Below are 17,124 nucleotides of genomic sequence, written 5' to 3' on the forward strand. Positions count from 1 at the left end.
TGATGACTAACTGTACGCGTAACATATGCACTGCGGCGGGAAAGCGGGTTTTCCTTGGCTTCGCACTCACCACTGAACAAACTAAGCAGATCGAAGCCATTCAGTCACAACTTCCTGAAAATGTTAGGCTGGTACCAAGCCAAAATTTACACATGACACTGGCATTTTTCGGCTACGCCAGCAATGAGACTATCGATGCGCTCATCAATAATATCGATGCGATGAGTAAACCGCATTTTACGGTCCATTTAGATTGCATTGCACACTGGAAAAAACCAAAAATACTCTGCCTTAAAGGCACAGCGTCTGACCCAAACCTGTTATCGATAGCAAACGATAGCCAAACGATTGCGCAGAAACTCAAGCTACATCAAAGCGAATACCACTATAACCCGCATATCACCCTGTCTAGAAAGGCCAAGGAGGCTGTTGACGGTATTTGTTATACCGCACTGACTTTACAACCTAATGCACTCCATCTCTTTGAATCATTTGCCGGTAAAGATGGCGTAGAGTACCCAATCTTGCACTCATGGCATTTGACATAATAGCGCCCTGAACCACTGTTGAGCTTGGTAAAATTAGGCTAAGCTATGCCGCATTAGCGCCAATAGGAACCCGTTATGACAATGTCAGAGATTACTAAAGTACAATTAACCGAACTTTTAACCTCTTGGAAACAGGGCAAGATCACTGCAGAAGAGCTGCAAAACTGGATGGTGACTCATTACGATCCGCCTGAAGTTGTGATTGGTAAAGGTGAGCCTGAGTGGACGCAAGAAGCGATGAATATCGTGATGAATGAATATGAGATAGCAAAAATAGAGAAGTTTCGCTTAGACAATGCGCAGTTTGCCATTGATTTTGTAAACTGTAGCGAAGCAAACTTTAATCAAACTAAGCACCTATTTATCCAAGATGGTTTTTCTGATTAAGCCGATTTAAAGATATTCAGCTTTCGCTGAGTCTTGGTTTATTCAAACAGAAGCAAGTCGATGTTAGCACAAAAAAAGGCCACCTAATTTAGGTGGCTAATCGAAGAACTATTACGCTGTTTCATTTGATACACCATCACTTATGGCGTACGAAAGTATCAAGGAAGGTTTTGCGCTAAAGCTTTAATCACTTGTTAAACATATAGATACCATAGGCATTGGCAATTGCCCATTGAGATAATTTGAATTTGTTTGAAAGATTATGAATTGAGATTAAACTGAATAAATTCAATTGGATAGGGTTTGTTTTTTTTAGCGCTTTATTCTATTAAAGCTAAATACAATGCCCTAAATAGAGGTTCAAACAGTTGATAGTTAATAATTATGGCTGGTATTCATGGTGGGTTTGTTGACACAGAACAGTAATTTACAGCCCCCACATTACGGCCCGCTAAACAGTGCAGCAACGTGAAGTAAGGAAGTCTAAAAGTGAGCTAATACTAATTGATACAGTGTATCACTTTCGGTGACAACAGCTTGACCGCCACTTTTAAAAATAGCATCACTGACACCAGGAGATTCAACATAGGTGTATAGGTAAAAATCAGTGTCGTAACCAGCCGCACGAACCGCTTGCAGCAATTTCAACCCAGCCAATGAATCTCCATGGCGCCCCATATCAGAAATGATCGCTTGGTAGTTATACATTGATAACAACATTAATGCTTCTTCTGAGGTTACAGTGGTGTAGACACCAATGTTTCTCTGCTCCAAATAAGCCCTTTCTACCAGATTATTCTCTGGGTGGTCATCGACCCATAATACCCGACCCACTGCGTTAGCTGGCTCAGCAGTTCTAAACTCAGTTACCGAGTCACTACTGACGTCACCTTGCCAAAACTGAAAAATAAGGGCAATAACAAGTAATAAAGCAATAAATACTTTCGCAAATATTTCCCACCAGGAAATAGCGATTGGACTTTTACGGCGCTCAACAAAAGGGACAGAGGAAGGTATTTTATCTTGTGAAGTGCTTATCGGTTCTGCTGCCGGCTGTAATTTTGACAACTGTTTCCCAAGCGTATGCTCTAGCCGATAACCTCGGCCATGAACCGTTTGAATTAAGGGACCAGAATAGCCTGCATCGCTAAACGTCCTGCGCGTGTCTGACACCAACTTGGACAAAGACATATCTGATACTACCGTGCCAACCCAAATCTTATCTAAACAGTCCTGCTTTGAACAATGTTCAGGATAATGATTAGAAAGCAGTTGGATAAGTGCAATATTACGCTCATCTAAGGCAAAAACATTGCCATTAACTTGTAGCTCAGTAGCTTCATTATCGATGGTAAATTCGCTAAAACTCAATTTCATGGACGGCAAACCAATACTTAAGTACTAGTTAACAATACTGCAACAATAAAAAAGATTTGGCAAAGACTGTTTTCAGCAGAATGGGCTTCAGCGCGCTCAAAGCACAACAGAATATCGCTTCAATGAAAAACCTGAAGAGGATTATTTCTGAAAGGGCTTACATTTATACCAATTGCATTAAAAGTTTGACCATTCAGCGGGAATTCAAAACGTTGTAGGCAAGCAGTGGGATTTGAGCTAATAGTTATTCTATATCCAAATCCCATAGCGCAGCATACAGCGTTTTTGAAACCCGCACTACGTGAGCCCTTCAGCCTTTCCACTTCTGCTTTGCATTGGCTTAAAAGGGAATAACCATTTCTTTACCAATGTGCTTTGAATTGAAAAGGCTGAGGGGCTCTGAAATGGTCAAATACTTAATGCAATTGGTATTAGTACTGTAAATACTAAAAAGCCACCTATTTCGAGGTGGCTTTTTTTTAAACAGTTACGACTTACTGATGACCACTCTTGCCGCTGTGGCCATAGTTCTCACTAACCTTCTAAAAGACCCGCTATTGTCAGCACGCCATGCGTGGTCCCCCCAGCGGCCCACAGTGAATCGCCGGCATCTGAAAATGCTGACGCTAAATCTATATGCAACCAGTTAGCTTCAGGGGTGACAAAACGCCATAGGAAGCCAGCTGCATTTGATGCTCCACCTGCGCCGCCACCTTTCATAGCACGGCTATTAGCCGTATCCGCGTATGGACTTGGACAGTTATCCATATGCCAAGGGTCAAGTGGCAATGGCCATACACGCTCACCTGCTGCAATCGCTTTTTGTTGAGCCAACGCTAGAACTTCTGCTTGTGGCGAGAAGATAGCATTGTAATTAGTCCCAACAGCCATAAACGCAGCACCGGTAAGTGTTGCAGCATCAATAATAAGTGGCGCGCCAGTTTCTGAAGCGGCCTGTAAACCGTCAGCCAGTACTAAACGTCCCTCAGCATCGGTGTTCACTACTTCTACGGTGACACCGTTCTTGTAAGTCAGGATATCGCCCAACTTATAAGCATGACCGCTAATCAAGTTTTCAGCACAACATAGGAATAATTTAACACGCTTGTTCAAGCCTGATTTAATGGCTAATCCAAGTGCTGCTGTGACTGTAGAAGCTCCACCCATATCGCACTTCATTCCCAGCATACCTTCTGAGCTTTTAATGCTATAACCGCCAGAGTCGAAGGTAATACCTTTGCCTACAAGAGCAACTGACACATCGGCATCTGCGGCTAACGGATTGAAATCGACCTCTAGCAAAGCAGGTGGGCGCTCACTACCTCGGCCTACTGCATGGATACCTATCCACTGATGCTCCAACAGCTCCTCACCTTCTATAATGCGATAGCTGACTTTATCGCCACCTATTTCACTCAGCCAGTTAGCGGCGCGAGTCGCCAACGCCATAGGAGACAAGTTTTCAGGCGTTTCGTTAATTAAATCACGGGCAAAGCTAGCGCTCTCTAGGCGATCATTAAGCAATTTTTTGCTCGCATCATCGCCGGTCCACTGAATTTTTGGTTTGATTTGAGCCGTCGCGAAACCTTGAGCAAATGCCCACTGAGAATCAACGGTCCATAACTCACCTTCCAAAGCTACCGCGCTTACGCCCTGACTTTGCAGTTTACGAGCAGCCTGCTGAACTTGGCGCTGAATATCGCCAGCTTTAATATGGATTGAAGCCACGTTATTTTGAAAAGTAACATTGGCTTTGCCCCAATGTGCAGCGGGTGCATCTTGAGTGAGGGTAACTTGCATTAAATCCGTCATTTTCGGTCCTTAAAATATGAATCGATCAGCAGTGGTGCCCTCGACTCGCTTATTATTTTCAGCTGAGTTTACTGGATTGCTATTGATTTCTAAAGCCAGTATTTTCTGAGGTTATTCTAGAGTACAAGCGAGTAAAAACTAAACTCACTCTAATGAATATTTCTCATATCCTACCTACGAACTCTGCTAACCTAACGCAAAATCAGTTTTAACTTGGGAGTAGAGATGAAATTCACCCCTGAATTTGCGAGCGGGCTGCTCATTCAACGATATAAACGCTTTCTAACCGATATCACTCTAGAAGATGGCACTGAAGTCACCATTCACTGCCCAAATACTGGTTCAATGCGTAACTGTTTATTTCCAGGTAACAAGGTGTGGTTTTCAGTCTCAAACAACCCAAAGCGCAAGTACAGTCGCACTTGGGAGCAGGCGCAAACCCCTGACGGTGACATTATTGGTATTAATACGGGCAGAGCCAATGCCTTAGCCGAAGAAGCGATTAATGCTGGCACTATAGTGGAGCTTCAAGGCTATGAGTCGCTACGCCGGGAAGTGAAGTATGGCAGTGAAAATAGCCGCATAGACATATTATTAACCAGCGATGCACAAGCTAACTGCTATGTAGAAGTCAAAAGCTGCACCCTACTGGAAAACGGGCAAGGATATTTTCCAGATGCCGTCACCACTCGTGGTCAAAAACATTTACGTGAATTAATGGAGATGGTTGAGCAAGGGCACAGGGCGGTATTGCTGTTTGTTGTTCAGCATACAGGAATACACTCAGTCAAAGCAGCTGAACATATCGACCCTGCATATGCCAAATTACTCAGTGAAGCCCATGCAACCGGAGTGGAGGTGTTAGCTTATAGTGCTGACATGTCGCCCATAGCTGCGAGTTTGGTTAAATCCTGCCCGGTTAAACTCTAATTCAGAATATACAGTTGAAATTGTTCTTAATAGCGGACATAGTCAAAGAATAGAGTCCAGATAACACAAATTATTTGCCTATATCGTGGGTTTCTGATATAGATAGCGCCCGTTATTATACAGACGCCCTACAACGCAAATGATTAACAGGAGATGCGTTATGCCAGAAGGCACTAAAAAACTCGGCGTGCTCGCTATCGCAGGTGTAGAACCTTACCAGGAAAAACCCGGTGAGGAGTACATGAATGAGGAGCAGTCTGCTCACTTCAAAACAATTCTTGAAGCTTGGCGTAACCAATTGCGTGAAGAAGTCGATCGTACTCTTAATCACATGCAAGACGAAGCAGCCAATTTCCCAGATCCTGTCGATCGTGCTGCCCAGGAAGAAGAGTTTAGTTTAGAGTTGCGTGCTCGTGATAGAGAGCGCAAGCTAATCAAGAAGATTGAAAAGACACTACAGAAAATCGAAGAAGAAGACTTTGGTTTCTGTGACTCTTGCGGTATTGAAATCGGTATTCGCCGTCTGGAAGCTCGTCCAACAGCCGATCAGTGCATCGACTGTAAGACACTTGCAGAGATCAAAGAAAAGCAGATGGCGGGTTAAACGCCATCATAAGGTGCGGAGCAAAGGCTCCGCTCTTTTGTTCTTTTCGTCATGGTTAACTCGACACCCTATATCGGTCGCTTCGCACCGTCCCCTTCTGGTCCACTTCACTTTGGTTCATTGATTGCTGCCCTCGGCAGTTTTTTGCGTGCCCGCTCTTTGAGTGGTCAATGGCTTGTGCGTATTGAAGATATCGACCCACCGCGTGAAATCGAAGGTGCTAGCGATCAAATACTCAGAACGCTCGAAGCGTACGGTATGCACTGGGACAGCACAGTGCTTTATCAAAGTCAGCGACTCGATGTTTACCAGCAACAAATTAACCAATTACTCGCAACCGATAATGCCTACTACTGCCAATGCACTCGTAAAGAGATTAAGGCGATGGGTGGCAGCTATGATGGCCGATGTGGATCACGTATTCAGCCCCATACAACCGGAGCAATTCGCATTCGGAACCGTTATGGCGTGGCACAGTTCCAAGATAAGCTAAAAGGCATAATTGCTGTCGATAGCCAATTTGCTGCCGAAGATTTCATTATCAAACGCAGCGATGGCCTATATGCTTACCAGTTGGCAGTGGTACTTGACGATATTTATCAACAGATTACTGAGGTCGTTAGAGGCTCAGATCTACTCGAACCGACCTGTCGCCAGATAAGTCTTTTTAAGCTATTAAATTGCCCGAGTCCTGATTGGTTACATCTGCCGTTAGCCTGCGCAGAAAAAGGCCGTAAGTTATCCAAACAAAACCATGCTGCAGCGATTGATACCATTAAGCCACAAGCCAGTATTAATGCAGCATTAGCCTTTTTAGGGCAACCGCAAGTCGAGACAGAAACAGATGTTCGTTTGATGCTAGAGCAAGCCGTTGACCAGTTCAATTTGAATCAGGTACCTCAGCAATCTGAAATCCTGTTAGTTACGTGAGCTTAATCGTATACTCATTGAGCTTTAATTGGGTTATCATAGCCCACTTGTTTTTACCTAAGTTAAGATCGAATTCAGAGGTGTCCCATTTTTCGCCGTATAAGCCAATTCTGTAAACAGTTATTTGACGATAGTCCGAAAGCTGAAGAAGATACTCAGGAAGGTCTGAGTTTAGAAGTTGTGCCTAGAAAAGCGCACTCAATTTCTCGTAGACAGATCAGCGAAAATGCGATCAAAGTTCTCTACAGGCTGCATAAGTCAGGCTTTAAGGCTTACTTAGTCGGCGGTGGTGTGCGTGACATTCTATTGGGCATGCAACCAAAAGATTTTGACGTTGTGACCAATGCGACACCAGAAGAGATTAAACGTCTATTCCGTAACTGTCGCCTTGTCGGTAGACGCTTCCGTCTCGCACACATTGTATTTGGTCGTGATGTCATTGAAGTGGCAACTTTGCGTGGTCATCACGTGGATAGTGGCGAGAAGATCTCCAAGACTAACGAGTCAGGCCGCTTACTGCGTGACAACGTCTATGGTTCTATCGATGAAGATGCCGAGCGTCGAGACTTTACGGTCAACGCACTTTACTACGATATCAGTGACTTCTCTATTCATAGCTACGGCGGTGGACTGCAAGATCTAGAATCGCGCACTATTCGTCTTATTGGTGATCCAGAGACTCGCTATCGCGAAGATCCCGTACGTATGCTTCGAGCAGTGCGCTTTGCCACCAAGCTCGATATGAGCATTGAGTCTGCAGCTGCCGACCCGATACAAGAGTTAGCGCCACTATTGAAAGATATTCCAGCTGCACGCATGTATGAAGAAGTATTAAAACTGTTCTTCGCCGGTAAAGCTGCACAGAACTACAATATGATGCGTGACTTTGGTTTATTTGCGCCACTATTTCCACTGGTTGATACGCAGTTAAATGAAGCCCCACACGGGCCGATAGCTAAGCTGCTACAAGAGATGATGGAAAACACCGACTCGCGTATTGAGCAGGAAAAACCAGTCACTCCTGCATTTTTCTATGCAGCAATGCTTTGGTATCCACTCACCCAGCGAGCAGACGATATAGCTTTAGAAAGTGGTCTTAGCTTGTATGACGCCTACACTGCAGCCATGGGCGATATCATGGAGCAGCAGTGCCGCTCAATCAGCATTCCACGCCGCTTTAGCACGGTAACCAAAGATATTTGGCAACTGCAATTACGTTTTGAACGCAATAAAGGCACCAAGGCGTTTAAATTTATAGAGCACCCTAAATTCAGAGCAGCTTACGATCTACTCTTACTGCGTGGCGAGGCCGAAGGTGGAACTGTCGCCAAGAATGCAGCCTGGTGGAAGAGCTTTGTTGAAGGTAGTGAAGATCAACGTAATGTGATTGCAAAATCGACTAACAAAGGCGGCCGTAACCGCAACTCCCAACGCCGTCGCCGAAAGCCTTCAGAAAAAGCAGCACCTAAACCTGCTGAATAATGATTCAAGTCTATGTTGCATTGGGGGCTAATTTAAGCCAGCCCATCGAACAGCTCAACAATGCTTGCCAAGCATTGTTGAGCATTGCCGAAGAAGCCTCTTTTAGCGTCTCGCCTTACTACCGTTCAGTGCCAATGGGTGAGGTTGAACAACCTGATTATGTTAATGCTGTCGCCACTTTTAAAACGGATCTCGCTCCTCTTGCTCTACTCGACGCACTGCAAAAGATAGAAAATGAACAAGGTCGATTAAGGACGTTGCGTTGGGGACCCAGAACCTTAGATTTGGATCTGCTGCTGTATGGAAATGAACAGATCAATCTACCTCGACTAACAGTGCCCCATTATGGAATGAAGCAACGCAGCTTCGTATTAGTGCCGTTATTTGATCTATCTCCAACACTCGTACTACCAGATGAAGTACCGTTAAGCAGTTTGATTACCGACGCTTTAGTAGCCGAATTGCAACTAGCGCAGCAGTCCGAACCATAGAATTCATTTTCATGGCTGTTTTTTGATAGACTATCCACATTAGTACAGATGTTTGACTCCATGATCATTGAAGTTCAGAGCTACTTGGCTTATAACAACTTCACAATTTAGGTTTTAAAATTACCACTATGTCCAAAATTACGAGTTCCACACTGAGAACCTTCAAAAGTGAAGGCAAGAAATTCACTGCATTAACGGCGTATGATGCCAGCTTTGCAAACGCATTCGATAGCGAAGGCGTTGACGTGCTATTAGTCGGTGATTCTATGGGAATGGTACTTCAAGGACATAACGATACGTTGCCTGTTACCGTTGATGATATTGCCTACCATACTCGCTGTGTTCGTCGCGGCGTTGAACGCGCATTGCTAATCGCTGATATGCCTTTTATGAGTTATGCCACACCAGAGCAAACCATGACTAACGCTACCACGCTGATGCAAGCTGGCGCTAACATGGTTAAGGTTGAAGGTGGCCACTGGTTACTAGAAAGCGTTAAAATGCTTACCGAGCGCGGTATTCCAGTTTGCGCTCATTTGGGGTTAACGCCGCAATCAGTGCATGTCTTTGGTGGTTTCAAAATTCAAGGTCGTGATGCAGATAATGCCCAACGCATTCTCGATGAAGCTAAGGCACTAGAAGCCGCAGGAGCGCAGTTACTCGTAGTAGAATGCATTCCTGCACCACTAGCAAAAGCAATTACCGAAGCCTTAACTATACCTGTAATAGGTATTGGAGCTGGCGCAGATACCGATGGGCAAATTTTAGTGATGCACGACGTACTCGGTATATCGAGTGGTTACATTCCACGCTTTTCTAAAAATTACCTCAAGCAAACAGGTGAGATCCGCAGTGCGGTCCGCGCCTATATTGACGAAGTCGCTCAAGGTGTTTTTCCAGCTGAAGAGCATACTTTTAGCTAAAACGATTAGTTAAAAGTATTTCAAAAATTTAATTTTTGCCAGTGTTAGAGCAGTAAAATCATGATCACCACCGAATCAATTAGCGCTATTCGCAAGCAAGTCCTTGCATGGCGCTTGAAAGGCGAGACTGTTGCCTTTGTTCCTACAATGGGTAATTTACACCTAGGGCATCTCACATTAGTTAGAGAAGCAAAATCACGCGCCGATCACGTAGTCGCTTCCATTTTCGTCAACCCCATGCAATTTGGTCAGAATGAAGATCTTGATGCTTACCCAAGAACCCTTAGTGATGACCAAAGTGCATTAGTTGAGGCTGGAGCTGAACTACTATTTACGCCGACACCGAGCATTATTTATCCAAAGGGAATGGAAGCACAAACTTTTGTTGAAGTGCCGCTTATTTCAGATCAGCTATGTGGTGAAAGCCGTCCAGGCCACTTTCGCGGCGTAGCCACGATAGTGTGTAAGCTGTTTAATATCGTTCAGCCCGATATTGCTGTTTTTGGACAAAAAGACTTCCAGCAACTGTTAGTCATTAAGACCATGGTTGAAGATCTTTCTATGCCCATTGAAATTATCGGTGTAGAAACGATTCGTGAAGATTCAGGCCTCGCAATGAGCTCACGCAACGGCTACTTAACTGCAGCGCAAAAACAGCAAGCAGCAGTGCTCAAACAAACCTTAGACAAAATGGCGATAGAGCTTCGCGCTGGCAAACAAACTGACGAGGTGATCAGCACTGCAAAGCAAGCAATTTCTGCAGCGGGATTTGATAACGATTATCTGGATATTCGTAATGCAAAAACATTCAATAAGGCAGACAGCAGTGATGCAGAACAGGTCATTTTGGTCGCTGCTTATATGGGTGCAACACGCTTAATCGATAATCTTATAGTCAAACTTAAGTAACCCTTCATAGGCTCAAGCCTGCGGGCTTGAGCCTTGTTAAGCCCACCCGCTTTTATGGCTTAGCTTATAGCCTATTTAATCTCACTAAATAGGCTTGGTTATACGTCAATATTTTGAACTTTGAACACAAATATCATCTATACACCTCCTTATTCTCCGGCTTAACTACATAATTTCTCATTCTAATCCAGCGTCAAAAAACTGGTTTTATCTTTCTAGTTCAGTCATAGTATGCTTATTACACAAACCACACATTTGTATCTATAGTAAAACCAAGCATCGCTAAAAATGCTGGCGGAATATGGATGAAATCGGTAATGGAATCTGTGGCTAAAAGGATATTTAACCCCATGACGAAAGTCATACTCTCAATACTTTGCATAATGCTTAGTGGTTCCGCTGTCGCAAACAGCATTTATAAGTGCACTAAAGACGATAAGATCGTCTTTAGTCAACATTCCTGCCCAAAGGAATTTCGACAGCACAAAATTGAATATCAACTAGGCATTACTACCGAAACTGACTCAGATAAACGCACCAATACTGTCGATCCATTGCGAGCACTGCTACAGAAAGAAGTTATTTCTAAAACTCGTTTATTACAGCTTCTAGACAGTGAAGTGTACCGCTTAAAACAAGAAAATAGTTACTTTGAAATATTAAGAGCCAGTGAGTTACAAAAACTGGAGCGGAACCGATATTGGCAGAAAAAGGAGACGACGGATCCTGAGTACATCGAATCAGTTCAAGAGATGAATAGCCATTTCGACAATCTTATCGCCAACAACGCGACAACCATAATGCTACTTGGTGATCGAAAAGCGCAAATTACCTTAGAAACTTTAGAGACTAAGTAACATAAAACTTATGTCACACATAAGAGTGTAGAAGGTAGGTTTTATACGCAACACAGGTATGATTTACGGATTCTCAATATAAAAACACTGTCAACAACATGCGTAAACTCAGTTATATCACCCTCTTCATTCTTGGCCTCCTATTGGGTACAGGCCTTGCTTACATAACCTTGCAAAAAATGATTGCCACTCGCGGTGGTATGGGGATGCATGATTTTATTAACACTGCCAATAAAGTATTAGATAAGCCCGAAATAATCGACATGTTAGTCTGTTCAAAGTTAGCAATGAGCAGTGGTAAGAAAATTGATAATATGCAGCTTAACCTACGACTCAATTCATTATTGGCGCCATTTGATAACGGTCAACAGCGCGCTTTTTACGTGCTTGTATATATCAAGGGCTATGCCTTTGGCATCGCAGATAGCATTCAAGACAAATCCCAAGCTTATGCTGATTATGCCTGCCAAAAACAATACCCTTGGTTACACCATCGGGAGGATTGATGGCAGTATTATTAGACAAAGTTAACTGGCCTATCATTGTGCAACAACAAGGTAGCGACGATTTGCTGCTTGTTGAATCTTTACAAGATTGGCCAGAACAAACAGAGATGCTCGGCGTACTAAAAGGCAGCTATATTATTGATAATACAGGTAGCAGTTACTTGATTAGCGAAGATTTCCCGACAAGGTTGCAGCTTGCTTCGCCACAGATATCTTTAGATCAGCTACGCAGCACTGCTCAACGATATGCTAGCCAAAACGGTCACTGCTGTACCAGTAAGTTAACGATTAATACCATTGAACAGCTATTTGAGGTCGTTGCATTTATCGAACAGGGTTAACTTTCCCTGCTACAGAAATAAACGAATAAAAAAGCCAGCAATGACATTGCTGGCTTTTTACAGATCTTATTGAAGCTAATAGTGTTAGCTTCTTAGGCCTATTCCACGTGAAATTAGGTAATAAGCTAGGCTCCAGAAGCCGACGCAGAAGCCAACCATCACTGCAACCGACAAAGGCACACTCATATCTGCGTAACCTAAAAAGCCAAAGCGGAATACGTTGATCATGTAAACCACCGGGTTTAACGCTGACACCCCTTGCCAAAAGTCTGGTAACAAAGACAACGAGTAAAATACACCGCCAAGGTAGGTTAGCGGCGTTAATACAAAAGTGGGAACAATACTAATATCGTCGTAGCTCTTGGCAAAAACCGCATTGATTAAGCCAGCTAAGGCAAACAATACCGCGGTTAAAAACACGGTAATAGCGACCAAGCCAACATGCTGTATGCTGATATCGACAAAGAACAGCGCCACTAAGGTCACTATCGTGCCCACACAGAGGCCGCGAGCAACACCACCACCAACATAGCCAGCAATAATCACGTAATGCGGCACAGGAGCGACAATCAACTCCTCTAAGTTTCGTTGAAACTTCGCACTAAAAAAGGAAGATGCCACGTTAGAATATGAACTGGTGATGACCGCCATCATGATTAAACCAGGGGCAATAAACTCCATGTATGACACGCCGCCCATCTCACCAATACGTTTACCAACTAAATTACCAAATATAAGGAAGTACAGAGTCATACTAATAGCTGGCGGTACTAATGTTTGCACCCATATACGGGTAAAACGGTTTATCTCTTTGGTTAAGATGCTTTTAAAAGCTGTAAAATACAGCGCTTTCATATTCATTGTTGATCCTCAGCCATTTTGCCCTTCTCTACCAGCTCGACAAATAACTCTTCTAGACGGTTAGCTTTATTACGCATAGACAATACTTGAATATCAAGCTTACTTAATTGCACAAACACATCGTTCAAGCTCTGATCTTTAGCTACATCGACTTCTAACGTATGCGGATCGGTAAGACGGCTTTCAATCTCTAACAACTCAGGTTTAGCTGCCAGATCACAAGCGAGATCAAGAATAAATGTTTCCATGTTCAATCGACTTAGCAGTGACTTCATCGTGGTGCATTCCACCAGCACACCTTTGTCGATAATGCCGATATTACGGCATAGCATTTCTGCCTCTTCCAAATAGTGAGTGGTGAGGATAATCGTCACACCTTGCTCATTCAGTTCAGTCAAAAATGTCCACATAGAGCGGCGAAGCTCAATATCTACGCCTGCGGTTGGCTCATCTAAGATCAAAAGCTGTGGTTCATGCATTAGCGCCCGAGCGATCATCAAACGGCGCTTCATACCACCCGATAAGGCTCGTGCGGGGCTATCACGCTTTTCCCATAGGTCGAGCTGAGTTAAGTGCTTTTCAGCACGTTGCAGCGCCACCTCTTTCTTAACGCCGTAATAGCCAGCCTGATTAACGACTATCTGCTGCACGGTTTCAAACTGATTGAAATTAAACTCTTGCGGCACTAAACCAATACTGAGTTTGGCAAGCTCAAGCTCTTTATCAATATCGTGTCCAAATACTGACACGCTGCCTGAGCTTTTTTGCACCAAAGAGCTGATCACACCAATCGTTGTAGATTTACCCGCTCCGTTTGGCCCAAGCAGCGCAAAAAAATCACCCTTGTTAACGGTTAAACTAATGCCCTTTACTGCTTCAACTCCGCCTTTATAGGTTTTCTTTAGGGAGTCAATAACTAAGGCGGCTTCTGTGTTTGCCATGGTTATTCCAATCAATCTGTATCAATAAAAAAACTCCCGCTATTGCGGGAGTCAATAATTTACATTGCGCTCCCAGCTTCAATCTAACGTTAACGCCGAACGGCGTTGAAACTAGATTAAAGCTAAAGAGACCAAATTAGTCTTCTAGTGGAACGACTCTTGCGATGTAAGGCAGGTTACGATACTGCTCCGCATAGTCGATACCATAACCAACAATAAACTCGTCAGGAATGGTAAAACCGATAAAGTCGACAGGTACGTTAACTTCACGGCGTTCAGGCTTATCAAGCAGCGTACATAAGGCTAAACTTTTTGGTTCGCGGATAAGTAACATCTCACGTACCTTATTTAAAGTATTACCTGAGTCGATAAGATCTTCAACGATCAGTACATCACGCCCCTGAATCTCGGACTGCACGTCTTTAAGGATTTTTACGTCACGGCTACTTGTCATGGCATTGCCATAGCTTGATACCGACATAAAATCGATCTCTACGTGGCCTTTAATACGTCGACAAAGATCTGCCATAAATACAACAGAACCTTTAAGTAGACCGACCATCAACAGGCGGTCACTATCGGCGTAATGAGCATTAATTTGCTCAGCCAAAATATCCAATTTTTGATCGATCTCTTCAGCAGAGATCATCACTTCAGTGGTGTGTTTCATAAAACTCTCAATAGTCGATGTCGTTGCTATTATGCTTTTCATAACCCCAACGATTCGTTAATGCATGGTCGACGCCCAAATGGTCAAGAATCCGGGCGACCATAAAGTCTACCAGATCTTCAATAGATTTGGGATTATGATAAAAGCCTGGCGCAGCAGGCATAATGGTTGCACCGAGTCGAGATAGCGACAACATGTGCTCTAAGTGTATGGCGCTAAAAGGAGTTTCTCTTGGAACAAGTATCAATTGGCCACGCTCTTTTATTACAACATCCGCCGCTCGTTCAAGTAAATTATTACTCATCCCAGTGGCAACGGCGGCTAAAGTCCCAGTACTACAGGGACAGATCACCATCTGCTTAGGCGCTGCGGAACCTGACGCAGGTGGTGAAAACCACTCCTCCTTACCGAGTACAATGAGCTCTCCGGCCACATCGCCAAACTGTGCAAGTAGCTGCGCTTTGGCTTTGTCACTATTGGCACTTAACTGCAACCCTTGTTCTGTGGCGAGTACCACTCTTGCGGCAGATGAGATCATCAAGAAAACTTGGTAATCGCTCTTAAGCAGGATCTCCAATAACCTCAAACCATAGGGTGCACCAGAGGCGCCAGTCCAAGCTAAACTGATAGACTTGTCTGCTTTTTGATATGTGACACTCATGCTTAATCTATTACCTATTTTAATCGCTATGTTAGTGGCTAGCTTTATCGCTTAGCTGAGCAAGTAACTTTTGGTGCAAGCCACCAAAACCTCCATTGCTCATCACAATGATAGTATCTCCGCTGCAAGCTTGAGCCACGGCTTTGGCAATAATCTCATCAATATCGAATAAGACTTCAACAGGCACTGCAGCTGTACTCATGGCAGCGCTTATATCCCAATCAATATTCCCCGCTTGATAAAGATATGCGTTACTGGCCAAGGCCAATGAATTTGCTAAGGTGTCTTTATGTACACCACTTTTCATGGTGTTTGAACGCGGCTCTAAAATAACCGTCACTTTTCCCGCCCCCACTTTAGCTCGCATGCCTGCCAAAGAGGTGGTTATCGCTGTAGGGTGATGAGCAAAGTCATCATAAACTTCAACACCAGCAACACAACCAATCAGCTCCATACGGCGTTTTGGCGGCGCAAACTTAACCAATGCTTCAATCGCGGCATCTGGCTTAACCCCGACATGTCTAGCTGCTGCGATTGCCATTACTGCATTTTCAATATTGTGCTGGCCAATCAATTGCCAATTAACAACACCTTGTGAGTCACCCTCTAAGAACACTTCAAACTCATGACCATCTTCACTAAGGTTAGTGGCGTACCAACCTGTAGCTGCGGAGTTTAGATGGTACATCTCCTGTTCGCTCCAACAACCCAGTTCAATAACTTGCTGCACACTTTTAGCGTCAGCAGGCCAAATGACTTTACCCTCTCCCGGTACTGTACGTATTACGTGATTAAATTGGCGTTGGATGGCTTTTAAGTCATCAAAGATATCTGCATGATCAAACTCCAGATTATTAATCACCAAGGTACGAGGCTGGTAATGTACAAACTTGGAGCGTTTATCGAAAAATGCACTGTCATATTCATCGGCTTCCACCACAAAAAATGGCGAGCCTCCAAGGCGGGCTGATACGCCAAAGTTCTGCGGCACACCGCCAATTAAAAAACCGGGTTCATAGCCGCAATCTTCTAAAATCCAGGCCAGCATGCTAGCAGTTGAGGTTTTACCATGAGTACCGGAAACCGCCAATACCCAGCGCTCAGCAAGAATATGCTCCGCTAAAAACTGTGGGCCAGAAGTATACTTAAGACCACGGTTGAGCACGGTTTCCACACAAGGGTTACCGCGGCTCATAGCATTGCCGATCACGACAAGATCAGGAGCATCATCTTCACCTTGTCCTAATTGAGATGGGTCAAATCCTTGAATAAGCTCAATCCCTTGCTCTTCTAGTTGAGTGCTCATCGGCGGGTAAACATTGGCATCACTACCTGTCACTTTGTGCCCTTCAGCTCTTGCAAGCAGCGCAAGGCCGCCCATGAAGGTGCCACAAATCCCTAAAATATGTACGTGCATAGTGGTCACTCTGAATTTAAAAATCTGCTTTATTCTAACCAATTGCGGGGCAATTTGTCAGTTAACTATGGTTTAAACTCACTCAAACACAAGATTGGCAATTCTGTAGGGGGTTGCTGTGGTTTTGTACACGAAAATACGCTGCTGCACCTTCAACAGAAAAGTGCAGGCTGGCATAAAATTGACTTGTTACATTGATTGAAAAACAACTACAGCGTGATGCAGGTCACAAAAGCAAGCAGCTATAAGGTGTAGTCTTCAGCTAAAATTAATCTAGAGGAAATTACTCACTGTGCTAATGACGCCGCCCTAACGCTCTGCCCTCCCTATAGCTTTCATTGCTAACTTAAGTATCACACTTATATTCTTTGCGCTTGTTAATTCGTTGTCGAATCACTACGACCATTTTCCGCGCCAAAATTTTATCAAAAAAGCACGCATAACACTCCAGCCTTATACCAATCAGTATAAGAAGTT

The 17,124-nt window shown here is 44.0% G+C and carries 19 protein-coding genes; 12 read left to right on the forward strand and 7 right to left on the reverse strand.

Annotation, left to right across the window (positions count from 1 at the left end; translation table 11 throughout):
- Nucleotides 1–2 precede the first annotated feature (2 nt).
- Nucleotides 3–548 (forward strand): RNA 2',3'-cyclic phosphodiesterase, encoded by a 546-nt coding sequence (thpR, locus tag SWP_RS19535; protein ID WP_044556113.1) that lies wholly within the window; start codon nucleotides 3–5, stop codon nucleotides 546–548.
- A 75-nt stretch (nucleotides 549–623) separates the two neighbouring features.
- Nucleotides 624–935: a hypothetical protein gene (locus tag SWP_RS19540; RefSeq protein ID WP_020914362.1), complete on the forward strand. Its 312-nt coding sequence runs from the start codon at nucleotides 624–626 to the stop codon at nucleotides 933–935.
- Between the two features lie 483 nt (nucleotides 936–1,418).
- Here the strand turns inward: SWP_RS19540 and SWP_RS19545 are convergent, their stop codons facing one another.
- Together SWP_RS19545 and pepB are read right to left on the reverse strand one after the other, a co-directional pair.
- Entirely contained in the window at nucleotides 1,419–2,312 is an 894-nt protein-coding gene (locus SWP_RS19545) for a winged helix-turn-helix domain-containing protein (RefSeq protein ID WP_044556114.1), read from the reverse strand.
- 534 nt (nucleotides 2,313–2,846) lie between these two features.
- The gene (gene pepB, locus SWP_RS19550) at nucleotides 2,847–4,124 is read right to left on the reverse strand and encodes an aminopeptidase PepB (protein ID WP_020914364.1); all 1,278 of its coding nucleotides are present in this window, start codon (nucleotides 4,122–4,124) and stop codon (nucleotides 2,847–2,849) included.
- A gap of 225 nt (nucleotides 4,125–4,349) precedes the next feature.
- Between pepB and sfsA the strand changes: the two genes are divergently transcribed.
- The 10 genes from sfsA to SWP_RS19600 all read left to right on the forward strand — a co-directional run bounded on the left by sfsA (nucleotide 4,350) and on the right by SWP_RS19600 (nucleotide 12,097).
- On the forward strand, nucleotides 4,350–5,054 hold the full coding sequence (sfsA, locus tag SWP_RS19555; protein WP_020914365.1) for a DNA/RNA nuclease SfsA: 705 nt from the start codon (nucleotides 4,350–4,352) through the stop codon (nucleotides 5,052–5,054).
- A 160-nt stretch (nucleotides 5,055–5,214) separates the two neighbouring features.
- Nucleotides 5,215–5,658: an RNA polymerase-binding protein DksA gene (gene dksA / locus SWP_RS19560; protein WP_020914366.1), complete on the forward strand. Its 444-nt coding sequence runs from the start codon at nucleotides 5,215–5,217 to the stop codon at nucleotides 5,656–5,658.
- A 51-nt stretch (nucleotides 5,659–5,709) separates the two neighbouring features.
- Nucleotides 5,710–6,588, forward strand: a complete 879-nt coding sequence (gene gluQRS, locus SWP_RS19565) for a tRNA glutamyl-Q(34) synthetase GluQRS (RefSeq protein ID WP_020914367.1) — start codon at nucleotides 5,710–5,712, stop codon at nucleotides 6,586–6,588.
- Between the two features lie 180 nt (nucleotides 6,589–6,768).
- Nucleotides 6,769–8,070, forward strand: coding sequence for a polynucleotide adenylyltransferase PcnB (gene pcnB, locus SWP_RS19570; RefSeq protein ID WP_020914368.1), 1,302 nt, complete (start codon nucleotides 6,769–6,771; stop codon nucleotides 8,068–8,070).
- A complete protein-coding gene (gene folK, locus SWP_RS19575) occupies nucleotides 8,070–8,561 on the forward strand; it encodes a 2-amino-4-hydroxy-6-hydroxymethyldihydropteridine diphosphokinase (protein WP_020914369.1) in 492 nt (163 codons plus the stop codon). The genes pcnB and folK overlap by 1 nt, the downstream gene beginning before the upstream one ends.
- Nucleotides 8,562–8,689: 128 nt before the next feature.
- Nucleotides 8,690–9,484, forward strand: coding sequence for a 3-methyl-2-oxobutanoate hydroxymethyltransferase (gene panB, locus SWP_RS19580; protein ID WP_020914370.1), 795 nt, complete (start codon nucleotides 8,690–8,692; stop codon nucleotides 9,482–9,484).
- A gap of 60 nt (nucleotides 9,485–9,544) precedes the next feature.
- The gene (gene panC, locus SWP_RS19585) at nucleotides 9,545–10,393 is read left to right on the forward strand and encodes a pantoate--beta-alanine ligase (protein ID WP_020914371.1); all 849 of its coding nucleotides are present in this window, start codon (nucleotides 9,545–9,547) and stop codon (nucleotides 10,391–10,393) included.
- 350 nt (nucleotides 10,394–10,743) lie between these two features.
- The gene (locus SWP_RS19590) at nucleotides 10,744–11,250 is read left to right on the forward strand and encodes a hypothetical protein (protein WP_020914372.1); all 507 of its coding nucleotides are present in this window, start codon (nucleotides 10,744–10,746) and stop codon (nucleotides 11,248–11,250) included.
- A 98-nt stretch (nucleotides 11,251–11,348) separates the two neighbouring features.
- Nucleotides 11,349–11,756 (forward strand): hypothetical protein, encoded by a 408-nt coding sequence (locus tag SWP_RS19595; RefSeq protein WP_020914373.1) that lies wholly within the window; start codon nucleotides 11,349–11,351, stop codon nucleotides 11,754–11,756.
- Nucleotides 11,756–12,097: a DUF4144 family protein gene (locus SWP_RS19600; protein ID WP_020914374.1), complete on the forward strand. Its 342-nt coding sequence runs from the start codon at nucleotides 11,756–11,758 to the stop codon at nucleotides 12,095–12,097. Before SWP_RS19595 ends, SWP_RS19600 begins: the two co-directional genes overlap by 1 nt.
- 84 nt (nucleotides 12,098–12,181) lie before the next feature.
- Here the strand turns inward: SWP_RS19600 and SWP_RS19605 are convergent, their stop codons facing one another.
- The 5 genes from SWP_RS19605 to mpl form a co-directional block, all read right to left on the reverse strand.
- Nucleotides 12,182–12,952, reverse strand: coding sequence for an ABC transporter permease (locus SWP_RS19605; protein WP_044556548.1), 771 nt, complete (start codon nucleotides 12,950–12,952; stop codon nucleotides 12,182–12,184).
- A 2-nt stretch (nucleotides 12,953–12,954) separates the two neighbouring features.
- The gene (locus tag SWP_RS19610; protein WP_020914376.1) at nucleotides 12,955–13,899 is read right to left on the reverse strand and encodes an ABC transporter ATP-binding protein; all 945 of its coding nucleotides are present in this window, start codon (nucleotides 13,897–13,899) and stop codon (nucleotides 12,955–12,957) included.
- Nucleotides 13,900–14,035: 136 nt separating this feature from the next.
- Nucleotides 14,036–14,569, reverse strand: a complete 534-nt coding sequence (gene hpt, locus SWP_RS19615; protein ID WP_044556115.1) for a hypoxanthine phosphoribosyltransferase — start codon at nucleotides 14,567–14,569, stop codon at nucleotides 14,036–14,038.
- 7 nt (nucleotides 14,570–14,576) lie between these two features.
- Nucleotides 14,577–15,230: a flavin prenyltransferase UbiX gene (locus tag SWP_RS19620; RefSeq protein ID WP_020914378.1), complete on the reverse strand. Its 654-nt coding sequence runs from the start codon at nucleotides 15,228–15,230 to the stop codon at nucleotides 14,577–14,579.
- Nucleotides 15,231–15,261: 31 nt separating this feature from the next.
- Entirely contained in the window at nucleotides 15,262–16,647 is a 1,386-nt protein-coding gene (gene mpl / locus SWP_RS19625; RefSeq protein WP_020914379.1) for a UDP-N-acetylmuramate:L-alanyl-gamma-D-glutamyl-meso-diaminopimelate ligase, read from the reverse strand.
- Nucleotides 16,648–17,124 lie beyond the last annotated feature (477 nt).

This window comes from Shewanella piezotolerans WP3, assembly GCF_000014885.1.
Classification (GTDB): Bacteria; Pseudomonadota; Gammaproteobacteria; order Enterobacterales; family Shewanellaceae; genus Shewanella; species Shewanella piezotolerans.